The 16,594-nt window shown below is 64.8% G+C and carries 14 protein-coding genes and 2 pseudogenes; 4 read left to right on the forward strand and 12 right to left on the reverse strand.

The window, feature by feature from the left end:
- Positions 1-77: 77 nt before the first annotated feature.
- From BDD18_RS02305 to BDD18_RS02350, 10 genes and pseudogenes are all read right to left on the reverse strand, one after another.
- Positions 78-1,145, reverse strand: coding sequence for a LacI family DNA-binding transcriptional regulator (locus BDD18_RS02305; RefSeq protein WP_142081161.1), 1,068 nt, complete (start codon positions 1,143-1,145; stop codon positions 78-80).
- Positions 1,142-2,167, reverse strand: coding sequence for a 2-hydroxyacid dehydrogenase (locus BDD18_RS02310; RefSeq protein ID WP_066696157.1), 1,026 nt, complete (start codon positions 2,165-2,167; stop codon positions 1,142-1,144). Before BDD18_RS02310 ends, BDD18_RS02305 begins: the two co-directional genes overlap by 4 nt.
- On the reverse strand, positions 2,164-3,114 hold the full coding sequence (locus BDD18_RS02315; protein ID WP_142081163.1) for a sugar kinase: 951 nt from the start codon (positions 3,112-3,114) through the stop codon (positions 2,164-2,166). The genes BDD18_RS02310 and BDD18_RS02315 overlap by 4 nt, the downstream gene beginning before the upstream one ends.
- Entirely contained in the window at positions 3,111-3,857 is a 747-nt protein-coding gene (locus BDD18_RS02320; RefSeq protein WP_066784162.1) for a sugar phosphate isomerase/epimerase family protein, read from the reverse strand. Before BDD18_RS02320 ends, BDD18_RS02315 begins: the two co-directional genes overlap by 4 nt.
- A 64-nt stretch (positions 3,858-3,921) precedes the next feature.
- A complete protein-coding gene (locus tag BDD18_RS02325; protein ID WP_142081165.1) occupies positions 3,922-4,701 on the reverse strand; it encodes an amino acid ABC transporter ATP-binding protein in 780 nt (259 codons plus the stop codon).
- A gap of 27 nt (positions 4,702-4,728) precedes the next feature.
- Positions 4,729-5,535 (reverse strand): transporter substrate-binding domain-containing protein, encoded by an 807-nt coding sequence (locus BDD18_RS02330; protein WP_142081167.1) that lies wholly within the window; start codon positions 5,533-5,535, stop codon positions 4,729-4,731.
- Positions 5,536-5,601: 66 nt separating this feature from the next.
- Positions 5,602-6,255, reverse strand: coding sequence for an amino acid ABC transporter permease (locus BDD18_RS02335; RefSeq protein ID WP_066693511.1), 654 nt, complete (start codon positions 6,253-6,255; stop codon positions 5,602-5,604).
- A gap of 11 nt (positions 6,256-6,266) precedes the next feature.
- Positions 6,267-6,524: pseudogene (locus tag BDD18_RS02340) on the reverse strand (amino acid ABC transporter permease); the annotation flags it as partial.
- A gap of 7 nt (positions 6,525-6,531) precedes the next feature.
- Positions 6,532-7,482: an IS30 family transposase gene (locus BDD18_RS02345; protein ID WP_031635932.1), complete on the reverse strand. Its 951-nt coding sequence runs from the start codon at positions 7,480-7,482 to the stop codon at positions 6,532-6,534.
- Positions 7,483-7,584: 102 nt separating this feature from the next.
- A pseudogene (locus BDD18_RS02350) lies at positions 7,585-8,001 on the reverse strand (amino acid ABC transporter permease); the annotation flags it as partial.
- A 150-nt stretch (positions 8,002-8,151) separates the two neighbouring features.
- Between BDD18_RS02350 and hemH the strand changes: the two are divergent.
- Both hemH and BDD18_RS02360 read left to right on the forward strand, forming a co-directional pair.
- Complete coding sequence (gene hemH, locus BDD18_RS02355; RefSeq protein WP_142081169.1) at positions 8,152-9,264, forward strand: ferrochelatase; 1,113 nt, start codon at positions 8,152-8,154, stop codon at positions 9,262-9,264.
- 174 nt (positions 9,265-9,438) lie between these two features.
- Positions 9,439-11,970, forward strand: coding sequence for a Lon protease family protein (locus BDD18_RS02360; protein WP_142081171.1), 2,532 nt, complete (start codon positions 9,439-9,441; stop codon positions 11,968-11,970).
- A gap of 338 nt (positions 11,971-12,308) precedes the next feature.
- On the opposite strand, the gene BDD18_RS02370 is transcribed toward BDD18_RS02360, so the two are convergent.
- Positions 12,309-12,611 carry a putative quinol monooxygenase gene (locus BDD18_RS02370; protein ID WP_007182542.1) on the reverse strand — a complete coding sequence of 101 codons (303 nt, stop codon included), beginning with the start codon at positions 12,609-12,611 and terminating at the stop codon, positions 12,309-12,311.
- A gap of 66 nt (positions 12,612-12,677) precedes the next feature.
- Between BDD18_RS02370 and BDD18_RS02375 the strand changes: the two genes are divergently transcribed.
- Positions 12,678-13,691: a GlxA family transcriptional regulator gene (locus BDD18_RS02375; protein WP_420837297.1), complete on the forward strand. Its 1,014-nt coding sequence runs from the start codon at positions 12,678-12,680 to the stop codon at positions 13,689-13,691.
- A 216-nt stretch (positions 13,692-13,907) separates the two neighbouring features.
- Positions 13,908-14,972, forward strand: coding sequence for an alkene reductase (locus tag BDD18_RS02380; RefSeq protein ID WP_067513022.1), 1,065 nt, complete (start codon positions 13,908-13,910; stop codon positions 14,970-14,972).
- Positions 14,973-15,345: 373 nt separating this feature from the next.
- Here the strand turns inward: BDD18_RS02380 and BDD18_RS02385 are convergent, their stop codons facing one another.
- A complete protein-coding gene (locus BDD18_RS02385) occupies positions 15,346-16,230 on the reverse strand; it encodes an alpha/beta hydrolase (protein WP_142081175.1) in 885 nt (294 codons plus the stop codon).
- Positions 16,231-16,594: the final 364 nt, after the last annotated feature.

The raw sequence follows: 16,594 nt of genomic DNA on the forward strand, positions 1-16,594 counted from the left end.
GCAGGGGGAAAACACCCTGCAACTTGAAGGTGAGATGACCCTGAGCATAACCGAGGCCCTTGTGCCTCATAGCGCGCTCACACGGCTGCTTCCGACCCCAGCGACGATCCGCGCACCACCAGCAACCCAGGCAGCAGGCTCTCGCGCGCCGGCCCCTGTAGACCGCTAATACGCTCAAGCAGGCACTGCGCCGCGCATTGCCCGATCGCATCGGTGGGCTGTGCCACCGCGCTCAGGCCGGGCCGGATCAGCGATGCCCATTCGGGGTCGTCAAAGCCCACAAAGCCCAGCTGCTGCCCAAACGTCCACCCCATGCGCGAGACGGCTGCAGCCACCCGCAGCGTGACCACCGAATTGCCCGCCACCACCGCGCAGCGCTCGCCGGGCCGGGCCTGCCGCAGCAGATCGGTGAGTGCCTGGTCCAGCACCTCGTCGCCCTGCTCGGCTGCCAGCTCCAGCACCGTACCGCGCACCGCCGAGCGCTTGGAGGACACCAGCGCACGGAAGGCCTCCGTGCGCTCGATGCGGGAACTCACGCCCAGCAAGGGCTGGGTAATGTAGAGCAGACGCTGCCAGCCTTGCTGCTGCAGGTGGGCACAGGCTTCGCGCATGGCGCCCTGGTTGTCCAGCGAGACGAAGTCTGCCGCCAGCCCGGCGTGGCGCCGGTCCACCAGCACAGCGGGCTTGCCGTGCAAGGTGTTCACATCCGCCTGCCCCTCGCCCTGCCCCAGCGTGTTGAGGATGAAACCATCTACCTGGTAGCTGGCCAACGCGTCGATGGCCGCACGCTCGCGCTCGCGGTCGTTGCCCAGGTTGAACAGCATGACCAGGTAGCCCGCGTCCTGGCAGGCTTTCTCGGCGCCGCGCAATACGGCCACTGAATAGGGGTTGGTGATGTCGGCCACCACCAGACCAATGAGCCGCGAACGGCCATGGCTCAGCGCCTGGGCCATGGGGCTGGGCACATAGGCCAGCTTGGCGATGGCGGCCTCGACCCGCGCCGCAATGTCGGGGCTGAGCAGTCGTTCACGGTGGTTGAAGTAGCGCGACACCGTGGCCTTGGACACACCGGCCTCGGCCGCCACATCAGCGATGGTGGGGCGGGCGCGGGGCGTGGCGGAGGATGCGGGTGTCGGCGGGCTCATGCGGGTACGGGGTTGTACACGGCGGCGGGCCGTTTGCCCGCCAGGGCCTGCAGCAGGTTGGAGGTGGCCAGCGCGGCCATGGCGTGGCGCGTGTCGTGCGTGGCCGAGCCGATGTGCGGCAGCGGGGTCACGCGCGGGTGGGTGCGCAGGGGCGACGCCAGTGGCAACGGCTCGGTGGCAAATACATCGAGCCCCGCTGCGCGCAGGGGGCCGTGGTCCAGCGCGTGCAGCAGGTCTTGCTCCACCACGGTGGCACCCCGGCCGCCGTTGATGAAGATGGCGCCAGGCTTCATGGCCGCAAACAGTTCGGCGTTGACCATGCCCCGCGTGCTGTCGGACAAGGGCAACATGGCCACCACAAAGTCAGAATGCGCCAGCAACGCGGGCAGCGGCGTGTGGATGGCCTTGCCCTGCAATTCAGGGGCTTGGGTGGCCAAGTCCACCGGGCGGCGGGCGTGGTACATCACGGGCATGCCAAACCCCAGTGCGGCGCGGCGCGCCACGGCCTGGCCAATGCGGCCAAATCCGAGCAGGCCCAGCGTCTTGCCATGCACATCGCTGCCAAACAGGTCTTCTCCAATGTTCTTGGTCCACCGGCCCTCGCGCACCAACTGCGACAGCTCCACCAGCCTGCGGCTGGTGGCCATGAGGAGGGCAAACACCGAGTCTGCCACCGTTTCGTCGAGCACCCCGGGGGTGTGGCACAGCATGATGCCGCGCGTCTGGAGCACGTCCAGCGCGTAGTTGTCCACGCCCACCGAAATGCTGGACACCACCTGCAGCCGGTGCGCACACCCCAGCACGGCGGCATCGATGGGAAAGCTGGAGCCAATGAGCCCGTGCGCCTGCGCCAGCGCGGCATCGAACCGCGCTCGCTCATCGGGCTTGCGCGGGTCGGCCACGGTCACGTCGTGCACTGCAGTCAACCGCGCGAGCTGGTCGGGTGGCAGCTCGCGAAACACCAGCACCTGCTTGCGCGCTGGGCTTGTGGTGCTGTCTGCTGAAGATGGCGCCAGGCTCACAGACCCGCCTCCTGCAGTTGCGCGCGGGTAGGCAGCCCCTCGGTGTCGCCTAGCACTTGCACGGCGCGCGCACCAATCCAGGCGCCACGGCGCACGGCGGCGGGCACGGGCAGGCCTTCCAGCAGCGCGCTGATCACGCCCACCGCAAAGCCGTCGCCCGCGCCCACGGTGTCTACCACCTGCGCCACGGGCACGCCGGGCACGCGGCCGGTGCCGGCCACATCGCTGTCGTAGTAAGCGCCCTCGGGGCCAAGCTTGACCACCACCAGCTTGGCGCCCCGCTCGCGGTAAAAGCGTGCCACACCCTCAGGGGTGGTTTCACCGGTCAAAAAAACGCCCTCTTCCATGCCCGGCAGCACCCAGTCGGCATAGGTGGCCAGGGTGTTGATCCAGTGGCGCATGGTCTCGGGCGACGACCACAGCGTGGGGCGCAGGTTGGGGTCGAACGAGATGGTGCGGCCCGCGGCGCGCATCACCTCCAGCGTGCGGATGGCCGCCTGCAGGCTGGTGTCAGAGATGGCGGCAAACACGCCCGTGGCATGCAGGTGGCGCGCGGACCGCAGCCAGGGCTCGTCCACATCGGCGGGCCCCATCTGGCTGGCGGCAGAGCCCTTGCGGTGGTATTCCACCTGCGGGTCGCGGCCATCGGTCACGCGCTCCTTGAACTGGAAGCCCGTGCGCTGTGTGGCATCGCACACCACGTGCGAGCAATCAATGCCTTCGCCCTGCATGGCAGCCAGCAGCGCGCGGCCCATCGAATCGGTGCCCAGGCGGCTGGCCCAGCCTACCTTCAGGCCCAGGCGCGCGAGGCCAATGGCCACATTGGTCTCGGCCCCGGCTGTGCGCTTGTGGAAGCCGGTGGCGTTCTCCAGCGGGCCGGGCTCGTTGGCCACCAGCAGCAGCATGGCCTCGCCAAACAATGCAACGTCAAAAGCCGGGGCGGTCATGCAGCCTCCCGTGCAGCGCGGATAAAGGCCACCTGCTCGCGCGTGACGGCCACCAGGTCGTCACCCACCAGCGGGTATTCAATGGCATGCGGCACATCGGCAGGCAAAGCGCGCAACACGGCGCGCCATGGCGCCACCGAATCGGCCAGCGGCACCGCCACCCACTTGGCGGGCAGGCGCTGCACGCCCTTGCAGTGCACATAGCGCACATAGGGTGCCAAGGCCTGCGCGGCCTGCAGCGGGCATTCGCCCTGCCAGTGCCAGTTGCCCATGTCAAAGGTCATGCCCAGGTCGAGCCCCGCCTGTGCCTGGGCCGCAAAAAAAGCCTGCATCGCGGCCAGCGTACCGGCAGTGGCGGTCTGGTCGTTCTCGATCACCAGCTCCACCTGCGGGGCGGCCTGCAGCAGGGCCTTGAGGCGATGCAGCGAGGCATGCGACGAAGAGCTAAAGCCGCCAATCGACATCTTCAGGCGCGGCGCGCGCAACACCTGCGCAGCCTGCACGCCGCGCGCCAGGGCTGCTTCGTCCAGCGCGCCCTGCGGGGTCCACAGGCCTTCGGGGCTGGAGTACACCGCCGCCCGACCCGCCAGCGCGGGCAGCTCGGTGGCCGCATCGCGCAGCAGCTCGCCACGCACCTCCACGCCATCCGCGCCCGCTTGCTGGGCCAGGTCGGTGCACCACAGCTGGCCGTGGCGGCCGGTTTCGGCCGCGCCGAAGGAGGACAGAGAAATCAATACCTTCATGTGTTTCTTTCACGCCGCGCCCCCACGGGGCGCAGGCTATCAACCGCGCACGACCTGCCAGGTCTCAATGTGCGTGGTGGGAAGTCAGGATCTGGCCCAGGAACTGCCGCGTCTTGTCGTGCTGCGGCTGGCTGAAGAACTGCTGAGGCGGAGCCTGCTCCAGGATCTTGCCGTCGGCCATGAAGATCACCCGGTCGGCCACGCTGCGAGCAAAGCCCATCTCGTGTGTCACGCACAGCATGGTCATGCCGTCTTCGGCCAAGCTGATCATGGTGTCCAGCACTTCCTTGACCATCTCGGGGTCCAGCGCCGAAGTGGGCTCGTCAAACAGCATCACCTTGGGCGCCATGCACAGCGCACGCGCAATGGCCACGCGCTGCTGCTGCCCGCCCGACAGCTGGCTGGGGTGCTTGTGCGCCTGCTCGGGGATGCGAACGCGGGTCAGGTACTTCATGGCCACTTCTTCGGCCTGCGCCTTGCTCATGCCGCGTGAACGCATGGGGGCCAGCGTGCAGTTTTCCAGAATGGTCAGGTGCGGGAACAGGTTGAACTGCTGGAACACCATGCCCACTTCGGCGCGCACGGCATCCACGTTCTTGCCGCCGGCGGTCAGGTCAATGCCATCGACCTCGATACGGCCCTTTTGCACCGTCTCCAGCCGGTTGATGCAGCGAATCAGCGTGGACTTGCCCGAGCCCGATGGCCCGCAGATCACGATGCGCTCACCGGGCCGCACCGACAGGTTGATGTCGGTGAGCACCTGGAAGCTGTCGTACCACTTGTTGACTCCTTCCACGCGGATGATCGGCGGCGTGCCGGGGGCGGTCGTGACTGCGTCGCTCATCAATGGCTCCTTATCGTTCAGGCAGGCTTACTGCAGCTTGGGCAAGTCAGCGCCAAGCCACTTTTGGTACAGCTTGTTCAGCTCGCCATTGGCGGTGTTGCGGGCCACAAAGTCGTTCACGGCCTTGGTCAGCTCGTCCTGGCCGGGGCGCAGGGCAATGCCCATGGCTTGCTGCAGCAGGTTGAACTTGTTCTCGAACGTGTTGGCGGGCACGCGCTTGGCGATCTGCGCCGCCACGGTGACCGAGCAGCCGATCGCATCGACCTGGCCCGAGATCAGTGCCTGCATGGCCGATGCGTCGTCGTCAAAGCGGCGGATTTCGGTGCCCTCGGGCGCGGCCTTGGTCACGGCCACGTCTTGGGTGCTGGCACGGGCCACGCCCACACGCGCGGTCTTGAGGTCTGCCGCACTCTTGATGTTGGCGCCCGTCTTACCGTACAGCACGATGGTCGCGGCCGCATAGGGCTGCGAGAACTGCACCTGCTTGGAGCGCTCGGGCGTGATGGCCAGCGAGGCCACCAGCACATCGACCTTGTTGGTCAGCAGAAACGGAATGCGGTTGGGGCCGGTGACGGGCACGATGTTGGCCTTCACGCCCAGGTCCTTGGCCAGCAGCTTGGCCACGTCGGCGTCATAGCCGTCGGGCTGGTTTTGCGCGTTGGTGGTGCCGTAGGGGGGAAAGTCCACCAGCATGCCGATGGTGATCTCACCCTTCTTCTTGATGTCGGCCACGGACTGTGCCGCGGCCAGCGGCGCAAACGCCGTGAGGGCGGCGCCCAGGCCCAAGGCGGCCAAAGCGGCGGTAGCGGTGCGGCGTTGCAAAGAAAAAGTCATCGCATGTCTCCTGGTGGTTGGTGTGAACGAGAACAGAAAGAAAAGAAGAAGGTTGCGGCGCATGGGTCAGCGCGCCAGAGCACGGGCGCGCTTGCGCTCCATGCGTGCGGCCAGCAGCGACAGCGGCCAGCAGATCACGAAATACAGCGCGGCCACGGTGGTGAACACATGCAGCGGCTGAAACGTGGCGTTGTTGATGATCTGCCCCGCCCGCGTGATCTCGGTGAAGCCGATGATGGCGGCCAGCGACGTGCCCTTGATGATCTGCACCATGTAGCCCACCGTGGGCGGCAGTGCAATTTTGAAAGCCTGGGGCAACACCACAAACCGCATGCGGGCCACGTACTTGAGGTTCAGCGCCTGGGCGGCCTCCCACTGGCCGCGTGGCACGGCCTCAATACACCCGCGCCAGATCTCGGCCAGAAAAGCCGCGCTGTTCAGCACCAGCGCCACGCCCGCCGCCACCCAGGGGTTGATGTCAAACCCCAGCACGGGTGCGCCAAAGAAGATGAGGAACAGCTGCAGCAGCAGCGGCGTGCCCTGGAACACCTGGATGAACACGCGCGCCGCATTGCGTGCCACAGCGTTCTCTGAGGTGCGCGACAGCGCAACCACCAGCCCCAGCAGCGCACCGCCGACGAAGGCAATAGCCGACAGCGCCAGCGTCCACTGCGCGGCCTGCACGATGAAAAGAAACTCGGAGAGTCCGAAGGTACGCATGGTCGGTCTCCTTATCGGCGGTCGGGGTAGTTAAGGACGCGCTGATAAATCAGCTTGAACAGCGCCGAGAAACTCAGCGCCAGCGCCAGGTAGATGGCCGTCACCACGATGTAGATCTCAAAGCTGCGGAAGGTCTGCGACTGTAGGTTGGCCGCCACCGAGGTCAGGTCGTCCGCCGAGATGACCGACACCACGGCCGAGCTGAGCATGAGCAGGATGAACTGGCTGGTGAGCGCCGGGTAAATGGCCTTGAGCGCAGGCTTGAGGATGGCGGATTCAAGTACGAGGTGCAACACGGTTTAACGAGGCGTGAAACACCTCGTGGGGTGTCTTGAATCCGAGCCGCTTTCGAGGTCTGTGATTCAATCTGTTTTGGATCATAGCCAGCTCTTCATCCGTCACGGTTTCCATGCGCCGCTTCTTTGGGATGTACTGGCGCAGCAGCCCATTGAAGTTCTCGTTGCTTCCGCGCTGCCAGCTGCAATACGGATCGGCAAAGTAGGTCTGGATGCCCAAGGCCTGATCGATGGCCTGGTGGTTGGCAAACTCCTTTCCGTTGTCCACCGTCAACGTCTTCACCCGCGCAGCCAAGGGCCCCAGTTTGTCCTCAATGGCTTGGCCCACCAGATCAGCGGTCTTGTTGCTGACCTTGGCCAAAACGGCATAGCCGCTCTTGCGCTCTACCAAAGTCACGATGGCCTGCTTGTGTGCTGCGCCAATGACGGTGTCGCCCTCCCAGTGGCCTACCTGCTTGCGCTCTTCAATATGGCCTGGCCGCTCGCTGATCGGGCGTCTGTTGGGGATTTGCCCGCGTCTGTCGCGGCCGTGTAGATAGCGTTTGCGCCGAGGTTTTTGACTGCGCAGGTTCTGGTGCAGCTTGCCACCAGCGGCCTTGTCCGCATAGACACGCAGGTACACGCTCTCGTGGCTGACTGCAACCTTCTGGGCAATCTGCTCAGGACTCCATTGCAGTCCAAGGTAGAACACTACATCGCCCCAGACCTGAGCACTCACGCGTCGGGCGTTGCGGCTGCGCTGCGCTCGTTGGGCTGCCTTGCGGCACGCCTGCTCAGCGCGGTACCCGCGCTGACCACGACCGCGGTTCAATTCGCGGCTGATGGTGCTGCGGCTTCGACCCAGCAGGCGGGCAATCTCGCTGATGGTGTGATTGGCTTTCAAGAGACTGTGGATTTGGTATCGTTCTTCTCGGCTGAGGTGCTTGTACATCGGGCAACTTGGACTTGGCGGTTTGAGCGGCCATGATGCCTTGGCATCCTCAGCCACCCGTCACCGGGTTCATCTTTGTTGCGCTTCGTACTTGAATCCGCCGATCACAAACCGGAAGATCTCCCACGGCTTGAGGTTGAGCGCCTTGCCCGCCTCAATCTGCCCCTTGGGGATGGACTCGATACCCGCCCGCACGATCTCGGCCGCATACGCCCCCAGGTTGACCACCATGGCGGTGAGCGCTGCGGTGTAAGGCGACCAGCGCAGGCCGATGGACGGCAGCGCAAAGAAGAAGAAAAAAAGCTGCACCAGAAACGGCGTGTTGCGGATGACCTCGATGTACGCGTTGATCAAAAACCGCAGCCAGCCCGGCCCGCCCGTCTTGCCCCAGGCGCAAAAGATGGCCACCACCAGCCCCAGCAAAGTGGCGGTGAGCGACAGCTGCACGGTGATCCAGGTGCCCTTGAGCAGCAAGGGCCACGCGGCAAACACGGCATCGAACTGGAACTGGTAATTCACGGTGAACAGTCGTTATTTCGAAGTGACGCCAGTTTATGAAACCGGTTTCACAACCACATCGGGGAATACCCGATGCGCACCCAAAACGCTGCAACGCACACCCTAAAAGCCCCGCATCGCGCCGGTCGAGCGCGTGGGCGAAAATACCGCATGCCTTTCTTCCACCCAGAACCCCCCTACACCCACGGCCAACCCGAGCGCACCGCCGTGCTGCTGTGCAACCTGGGCACGCCCGACGAAGCCACAGCGCCCGCGCTGCGGCGCTACCTTGGCCAGTTCCTGTCAGACCACCGCGTGGTCGAGATTCCCAAGCTGGTGTGGATGCTGATCCTGCACGGCATCATTTTGCGGGTGCGGCCGGCCAAATCTGCCGCCAAATACGCCAGTGTCTGGACGCCTGAAGGCTCGCCCCTGGCGGTGTGGACGGCAAAGCAGGCCACCTTGCTGCGCGGCTGGCTGGGCGAAGCCGGGCACAACGTGCTGGTGCGCCACGCCATGCGCTATGGCAACCCATCGATTGCCAGCCAGCTCGATGCGCTGAAGGCCGAGGGTGCCACACGCATCCTGATCCTGCCGCTGTACCCGCAATACTCCGGCACCACCACCGCCAGCGTGTTTGACGCCGTCTACACCTGGGCGGCCAGCACCCGCAACGTGCCCGAACTGCGCTTTGTGAACCGCTACCACGACGACGCCGGCTACATCGAAGCGCTGGCGCGCACGGTGGAGTCGCACTGGAAAGAGAACGGCCAGCCAGACCAACTGGTGATGAGCTTTCACGGCGTGCCCGAGCGCACCCTGCACCTGGGCGACCCCTACCACTGCGAAGCCCGCAAAACCGGCCGCCTGCTGGCCGAACGCCTGGGCCTGCGGGAAGACCGCTACCAGATCACCTTCCAGTCGCGCTTTGGCAAGGCCAAGTGGCTGGAGCCCTACACCCAGCCCACCATCGAAGCCCTGGCCCAAAAAGGCACGCGCCGTGTCGATGTGATCTGCCCCGGCTTTACCAGCGACTGCCTGGAAACGCTGGAAGAAATCAACATGGAAGTGCGTGAAGCCTTCCTGCACCACGGTGGCAAGGAGTTCCACTACATCCCTTGCCTGAACGACACCCACCCGTGGATTGGCGCCCTGAGCCGCATCACCCAGCAGCACCTGCAAGGCTGGCCCACCACCGTGGCCGGGGCTGACGCGCAGGAAGACGCCCGCAAGCACGCGCTGGCCGGCGGTGCACCCCAAGGGCGTTGCCCGGTGGCACACTGATTGGCAATGCGTACCAGCAGCTGCACCACGCCACGGTAGGTGTGCAACTGCGCCCAATGCCTTTTGCTACTATTTTTATAGCTTGCTGCGCTTATCCATCAAGCGCTGCAGGCACTTTTCATTGATAACAACCTGCGCCCAGCGGCAAACGCTGGAAGGTTTTTGCACCCAGCCATGCCCGCCAACGCCCTCTCTGCCTCGCAACTGCGCCTGACCATCGACCCCACCTCGCTCGGTTTTGCCAGCACCGCCGAGTTGCAAGATTTGCCCCTGCCATGGATCGGGCAAGAACGCGCGCAGGCTGCCGCACAGTTCGGGCTGCAGATGAACCAGCCCGACTACCACCTCTTTGTGCTGGGCGAAGTGGGCAGCGGGAGGACATCCCTCATGCGCCAGGCCATGCAGACGGCCGCAGCCCTGCGGCCGGTGCCGCCAGACCTGTGCTACTTGCACAACTTTGAGGCCCCCGAGCGCCCCCGCGCCCTGCGCCTGCCCGCAGGCCAGGGCCGTGTGTTGCGCCGGGCCATGGCAGAGCTGGCCAAGGCCCTGCAAACCGATATTCCGCGCCACCTGAGCAGCCCTGACTTCCGCGCCCAGGCCCGCGCCATTGAGCAAACCTACGAAGCGCAAGAAGCCAAGGCATTTGCCGTGCTGGAGGCCTTTGCCCAGGCCCGGCAGTTCCGGCTGCAGCGCTCTGACGAAGACGGCGGGCACATGGTGTTCACCCTCACAGGCGCCAGCGGCCAGCCCCTGACCGAAGCCGAAGCCCGCGCCCTGCCCCCCGAGCAACGCGCCCGCATCGACGAAGCCGAACAAGCCCTGCGCGCCGAAATCATCGCGTTTGCGCAAACCTTGCGCCCGCTGGAACGCGTGCGTGACGACGCCCTGAATGACCTGCGCAAGCGCACCGTGCGCCCCCTGGTGCAGCAAGCCCTGGCCACCGTGCGCAGCACCGTGCCCGAACAACCCGGGGTGCTGCAAACCTGGCTGCAGCAAGTGGAACGCGAACTGCTGCAGCACCTGCACTGGTTTGAACTGGCGGAGCCCCCCAAAGACAGCCCCGGTGACACCAGTACCGACAAAAGCAGCAACCCGGCCAGCACGCCCAGCGATGACGAAGACGACGGCGATGCCCATGACGCCCTGAACCGGCTGCTGCACCTGTGCCAGGTGCATGTGGCGGTAGACCACCACGGTCAAACCAGCGCGCCCGTCATCGTGGAAGACAACCCGCAGCACCGCACGCTGTTTGGCAACATCGAACCGCACAGCGACGGCGACACGCCCCACGCCGACTTCGCCGGCATTCGCGCTGGCAGCCTGTTGCGTGCGCACGGCGGCTTCTTGCTGCTGCACCTGCACGACCTGGTCAGCGAAGAAGGGCTGTGGGCGCGCCTGCGCCGCTTTTTGCGCTGCAGCCGCCTGCACATTGACGAATCCGGCAGCAGCGGCAGTGGCTCTGCCCCCGTGGCCCTGCAACCCGAAGCCGTGACGGTGGATGTGAAGATCGTGCTGATCGGCTCGGTGGACGAGTACTACGCCTTGCAGGAAACCGACCCCGACACCGCCCGGCGCTTTCGCGCCAAGGTGGACTTTGTGGAACGCTTTGCCGCCAGCCCCGCCACCCGCATTGCCAGCGCCATCTTTGTGGCCCACAGCTGCAAGCGCCGCAACCTGCCGCACTTTGGCGCACCCGCCGTGGCGCTGCTGCTGGAACAAGCCCACCGCGAGGCCGACGACCAGGGCCGCCAAAGCGCCCAGTTCGCACTGATCGAAGCCCTGCTGATGGAAGCCGCCGCGCTTTGCCAGGCCAGGGGTGGCACGCTGGTGGAGCCAGCCGATGTGCGTGCCGCGCAGCAGGCCCGCATGCTGCGCCACAACTACCCCGAAGAGCAGCTGCACGAATCCATCGTGGAGGGGGAACGCCTCATCACCCTCACCGGCAGCGTCACCGGGCAGATCAATGCCCTCACGCAGATCGATCTGGGTGACTACCGCTTTGGCTTTCCGGTGCGCATCACCGCGCGCACGTTTGCCGGGCAGGAAGGCCTGCTCAACATCGAGCGCGAAGTGGACATGTCCGGCCCCATCCATGACAAGGGCGTGCTGATATTGCACAGCTACCTCACCGCGCTGTTCAGCCATGTGGCACCGCTGGCGCTCAACGCGTCCATCGTGTTCGAGCAGGAGTACAGCGGCGTGGAAGGCGACTCGGCCTCCTGCGCCGAGCTGTACGCGCTGCTGTCCAGCCTGTCAGGCCTGCCCCTGCGCCAGGGCATTGCCGTGACGGGCGCATTGAACCAGCACGGTGAGGTGCTGCCCGTGGGCGGCATCAACGAAAAGATCGAAGGCTGGTTCCGCGCCTGCACCACGGCGGGGCTGGACGGTACCCAGGGCGTGCTCATTCCTGCACGCAACCAGCGCCACCTGATGCTGTCGAGCGAGGTTGCCGATGCGGTCGAACGCGGCCTGTTCCACGTCTACACCATGCAGCATGTGAGCGAAGGCATTGCATTGCTGACGGGCGAGGCGTCGGGCATGAGCCCGGCGGAGTTGCTGCAAGCCCAGGCGGATGAGCTGGCCGGAGGCGCGGCCACGATGGAGGACACAGTGATGCAGCGGGCAGAGATGACGCTGCGGGCGTATCGGAGGGCTTGCCAGGCGGCGGGCGCAGCGCGGAGGGGGCGCGCCGTTCGGGGACGCTAGCTCGCTCAGTGCGCCGAAGACTAAAGGCGCTGGGGTCCGGCACCCCCGATCGACCACCCTGGGCCGAGGGTATGACTACCGGCAACAGCGGTGCGATTTTCTTGAACAGCGCGGCGCTGACCTCATTGTTCTTGTTACGCCCCATGCAGCGTCAAACGCCGATCAGGTGTTTGACGGTGACATGGTTTTGTTAGCGGCTATGAACGCCAGACTGAGTCATTCGCCACGAGCAGCCTGGGCCATGCCTTGATCCCCACCGGTCAATCGAGCGGTAGCGCCGCGCAGGGCCGTGTGACGCCCATCCTGCAGCGTGACCTGATGGGGTCAAGGCCGGGTTGTCATGCAGGCAGTTTGGCTGCAAGCAGTTCGACCTTCTCGATGTTGGGCGGAGAACTGAGCAAGGTCGCGGCGTTGGCCATCAAGGCCGCGGCGATCTGGCCGTTCAGATGTGCCTGGCGACCTGCCTCATCGGCAAAGGCATCGAACACACCAAACGTCGAAGGACCAAACTTCAATGCGAACCAGGCCGTGGTGCCGGACTCGGCGTTGGCGAGCGGCAGTGCGCTGGCGAGGAAGTCGGCAAGCGCAGCCTCCTGGCCGGGTTTGGCTTCGAGGCGAACAAACAGGGCGAGCTTGGTCATGCTGTATTCCTTTGGGTAAATGGAAAAGTGGTTGAAGGGATCGACGAGACTGCAGTCTAAGTCCTCATGACAGACATCTCCAGTGGCAATAATGACAACATTGGTATCATTGTTGCCATGAAACTCCACCTCCTTGTTTGTGATGGCGTGTTTGATCTGGGGCTTGCGGCACTCACTGACACAGTGGGCTTGGCCAATGCGATGGCGGGCTCGCTGCCACAGGCTCCCGGGCACATAGAGCTCACGCTGGTGGGCGTGCGGCGTCGCATCCGAACAGCGCAAGGCTTGACGGTGCCCGTGGTCACTGCGCGTGGTGTGCCCGAACCAGACGTCGTGCTCGTGCCCGCTTTTGGCGACAAGATGCCTGACACGCTCTCGGCTCGGCTCACACGCCCCGATGTGCCCGACGCGGTCGCGGCGCTACAGCAGTGGTCCACCGCTGGCGCGCACCTTGGTGCCGCTTGCTCCGGTAGTTTCTTGCTTGCAGAGAGTGGTCTGCTTGATGGGCATCGTGCAACAACGTCATGGTGGCTGGGGCCGATGTTTCGGCAGCGCTATCCGAACGTCACGCTGGACGAGTCACGCATGATCGTGAACTCGACACGCTTCACCACCGCGGGTGCCGCTTTGGCCCACGTCGACTTGGCCTTGCGCATCATCCGAGGGCGCAGTCCGGCGCTGGCGGCCCTGGTGGCACGCTATCTGCTGGTCGAGACACGCAGTTCGCAAGCCGAGTTCGTGATTCCCGACCACCTTGCGCATGCCGACCCGATGGTGGAGCGCTTCGAGTGCTGGGCCAGACGTCGGCTCGCGCAAGGTTTCTCGCTGGCCGAGGCGGCCAGCGCCGCGGGCACAAGCGAGCGCACCTTGGCGCGGCGGCTGCAAAGCGTTTTGGGCAAGACACCACTGTCGTATTTCCAGGACCTGCGCGTGGAGCATGCCGTCCATCTCTTGCGCACCGGGAACGCCAGCGTCGACCAGGTCGCCGCACAGGTCGGGTACTCCGATGGGGTGACGCTGCGGACCCTGTTGCGCCGCAAGCTGGGCCGGGGGATCAGGGAGTTGCGACGCGGTGGATGACCAAAGGCGTTTGGCGCATGTACGGCTGGAGACCGCCGCGAAACTGTCGGTAGCAAAGCCTTCCCAACCCGTGTCCACTACATAGTGCGTTGGGTGCAAAAGCACCAGCCCTGCCAAAGCTGTCTTCAGTGACCTCTCGAATGTCGGAGTATTGGGAAACTGTTACCTTTACGACTGCTTTCTGTTCAGTAACCAGTAACCTGGATTTTCATTCGCATGCTATTCAATCCACTTCAAGTAGGTTCTCTCACCCTGCCCAACCGCATCCTTCTGGCACCACTGACACGCGCCCGTGCCGACGCCGGCCACATGCCCAACGCGCTGATGGCCGAGTACTACAGCCAGCGTGCCACCGGCGGCCTGCTGATTTCCGAATGCACCATGGTGGCGCCCGGTACATCAGCCTTCGTCAATGAGCCTGGCATCTACAACGACGCGCAGATTGCGGCCTGGAGGCAGGTGACCGATGCGGTGCACGCCAAGGGTGGACGCATCTTCATGCAGATTTGGCACGCTGGCCGCGCAGCCTACCCTGGCGCTGCCGATGGCGCCCCCATTGTCTCCAGCAGTGCCACCGCCATTGAGGGTGAGATCCACACGCCCCAAGGCAAGGTGCCGCACGCGGTGCCCCGCGCCCTGACCGTCGAAGAAATTCCCGGCATCGTGGCTGCATTTGCTCAAGGCGCACGCAACGCCATTGCCGCCGGCTTTGATGGTGTGGAAGTACACGGCGCCAACGGCTACCTGATTGACCAGTTTCTGCGCGACACGCCCAACCAGCGCACCGATGCTTACGGCGGATCGCTGGAAAACCGTGCACGTTTGCTGTTCGAGGTACTCACTGCCGTGACCCAGGCGATCGGTTCCGAACGTGTGGGCCTGCGCCTGTCGCCCCTCAACAGCTTCAACAGCATGAAGGACAGCGACCCGCTGGCCCTCATCGGCTTCCTGGCCGATAAGCTCAATGCCTTCAAGCTGGCCTACCTGCACGTGATGCGCGCCGATTTCTTCGGCTTGCAGAAGGCTGATGTCATGCCCGTAGCGCGTGAAAAGTACAAGGGTGTGTTGGTGGGCAATATGGGTTACAGCGCTGATGAGGCAGAGGCAGCCATTGCCGAAGGTAAGCTTGACGCTGTGGCCTTTGGCACCGCCTTCCTGGCTAACCCGGACCTGCCCGCACGCATCAGGGCCAAGGCACCGCTGAACGCGCCTGACTCCAACACGTTCTACACAGGTGGCGCCAAGGGCTATACAGACTATCCGACACTGCAGGTCGCATAAATCACCGCCCCAAAAGATCGAAGAAACGAGCCGCTTTATACCCAAGGCTCTGCCCTTCGATCTTGCGAAGCTGTGAATCGATGGCGTCTACCGAGTGTTGTGCGCCATCACGATCTTTAATGGATAAGTTGCCTCGGTTTGCTCCGCCGCCCGCCGTACTCGTACGACGTACATCGTTTCCGGTTCAAACAGTACCGAGGCCGCACTATCCTCCCATCCTGCGGTGACGGTTAGGCCGCGAACGGCTGCCCGCCGCTACTTACCGGCGGCTCAAGATGCAAACGTGATCTTCTGCTTTGGGCCGGGAGCAGCCAGCCATTACCCCCTGGTTACTTGCCCAAAACCTGCCTATTTCACAGGGATCGGGTACCGACTACGCCAGACCCGTATGCGCCCGCAGCCACGCCACAACATCCCCCGTCACCTCATCCCGATTCGTCTCATTCAAGATCTCATGCCGCGCGGCTGGGTACAGCTTTAACGCCACATCGGCCACACCGGCATCGCGATACCGCTGCCCCAGTTGCTCCAACAACACCCCGCTTGCGGCCAGCGGGTCTGCGTCGCCGGATGCGATGAGGATGGGCAGGTCGCTGCGGATGCGCGCGAGTTGCGCGGGGTCGGCCAGCCGCGGCGCGGGGGCGAAGAGTGAGGGGATCACGTCGGGTGGCACGTCCCACCCGCACCACGGGTCGGCCACGTAGGCATCCACCTCGGCAGCGTCGCGCGACAGCCATTCGTAGCCAGTGCGGTGCTCAAAGCCTGCGTTGAAGGCCGCGAGCCCGGCGGGGGCATCAGCAGGCGCATTGGCCATGGCGGCAGCAAATAGGTCGAGGGCTGTGGAGCCTGACAGGATGACGCCGGACCAGGTGGATGAATGGTCAATGATGGCCGCCTGCGCTGCGAACGAGCCCATGGAGTGGCCGAACAGAAAGAGTGGAAGCTGCGGCCCATGCTGCGCGCGCAGCAGTGCGCCGAACTGGGCCACGTCGGCAATGAGGCCGCTGAAGCCAGCGCTGCCAAAGTCACCCAGGTTGTCACCTGCCGTGCGCCCGTGGCCGCGATGGTCCACAGCGTGGACGATGAAGCCTGCTGCGTTGAGGGCACGGGCAAAGCGGTCGTAGCGCTCGCCATGTTCGGCAAGGCCGTGGGAGATTTGGACGACGCCCACCGGTTGGCCCGGGGTTTCGGCCCAGGTGTAGGTGGTGATACGGGTGCCGTCGGCGTTGGACTGGAATGAGGAGGTGGTAGTGCTCATCGGGTCATTCTGGCACAGTGATGGGGCCGCGCTGTCGCTTGCGCATCATCGCCGCCTGATGCGGGGGCGCTGTGCAGTAGGCCATGGCCATGGCGCTGGCCTACGTGCTGCAGCGGCGTGGCACGCGAAACCGGCCATGACAGATTTGCGGCCACTGCCACCGCAATTTTTTTGACCCTGCTACCCGTTGCCGATTACCCCGTTACCACTTGGGCAGGATGCGCTCACCAGGCAGCATGTCGTAGGGGCTGGCCCATCCGGGCAGTTGGCGCAGGCGCTGCAGCCACGCATGAATGTGGGGGTAGCTCGCGGCCACGTCGTAGCCGCTTTCTTCCAGCGGTTAGAACATGTAACCGCACAGAGA

Origin of the sequence: Acidovorax temperans (assembly GCF_006716905.1) — a bacterium.
Taxonomy (GTDB): Bacteria; Pseudomonadota; Gammaproteobacteria; order Burkholderiales; family Burkholderiaceae_C; genus Acidovorax; species Acidovorax temperans.

Coding starts and splice junctions, on each gene's coding strand:
- BDD18_RS02305 (WP_142081161.1), bottom strand. CDS start 1,145: ATGAGCCCGCCGACACCCGCATCCTCCGCCACGCCCCGCGCCCGCCCC.
- hemH (WP_142081169.1), top strand. CDS start 8,152: ATGCCTTTCTTCCACCCAGAACCCCCCTACACCCACGGCCAACCCGAG.
- BDD18_RS02370 (WP_007182542.1), bottom strand. CDS start 12,611: ATGACCAAGCTCGCCCTGTTTGTTCGCCTCGAAGCCAAACCCGGCCAG.
- BDD18_RS02385 (WP_142081175.1), bottom strand. CDS start 16,230: ATGAGCACTACCACCTCCTCATTCCAGTCCAACGCCGACGGCACCCGT.
- BDD18_RS02320 (WP_066784162.1), bottom strand. CDS start 3,857: ATGAAGGTATTGATTTCTCTGTCCTCCTTCGGCGCGGCCGAAACCGGC.
- BDD18_RS02375 (WP_420837297.1), top strand. CDS start 12,678: ATGACAGACATCTCCAGTGGCAATAATGACAACATTGGTATCATTGTT.
- BDD18_RS02325 (WP_142081165.1), bottom strand. CDS start 4,701: ATGAGCGACGCAGTCACGACCGCCCCCGGCACGCCGCCGATCATCCGC.
- BDD18_RS02335 (WP_066693511.1), bottom strand. CDS start 6,255: ATGCGTACCTTCGGACTCTCCGAGTTTCTTTTCATCGTGCAGGCCGCG.
- BDD18_RS02360 (WP_142081171.1), top strand. CDS start 9,439: ATGCCCGCCAACGCCCTCTCTGCCTCGCAACTGCGCCTGACCATCGAC.
- BDD18_RS02345 (WP_031635932.1), bottom strand. CDS start 7,482: ATGTACAAGCACCTCAGCCGAGAAGAACGATACCAAATCCACAGTCTC.
- BDD18_RS02380 (WP_067513022.1), top strand. CDS start 13,908: ATGCTATTCAATCCACTTCAAGTAGGTTCTCTCACCCTGCCCAACCGC.
- BDD18_RS02330 (WP_142081167.1), bottom strand. CDS start 5,535: ATGACTTTTTCTTTGCAACGCCGCACCGCTACCGCCGCTTTGGCCGCC.
- BDD18_RS02315 (WP_142081163.1), bottom strand. CDS start 3,114: ATGACCGCCCCGGCTTTTGACGTTGCATTGTTTGGCGAGGCCATGCTG.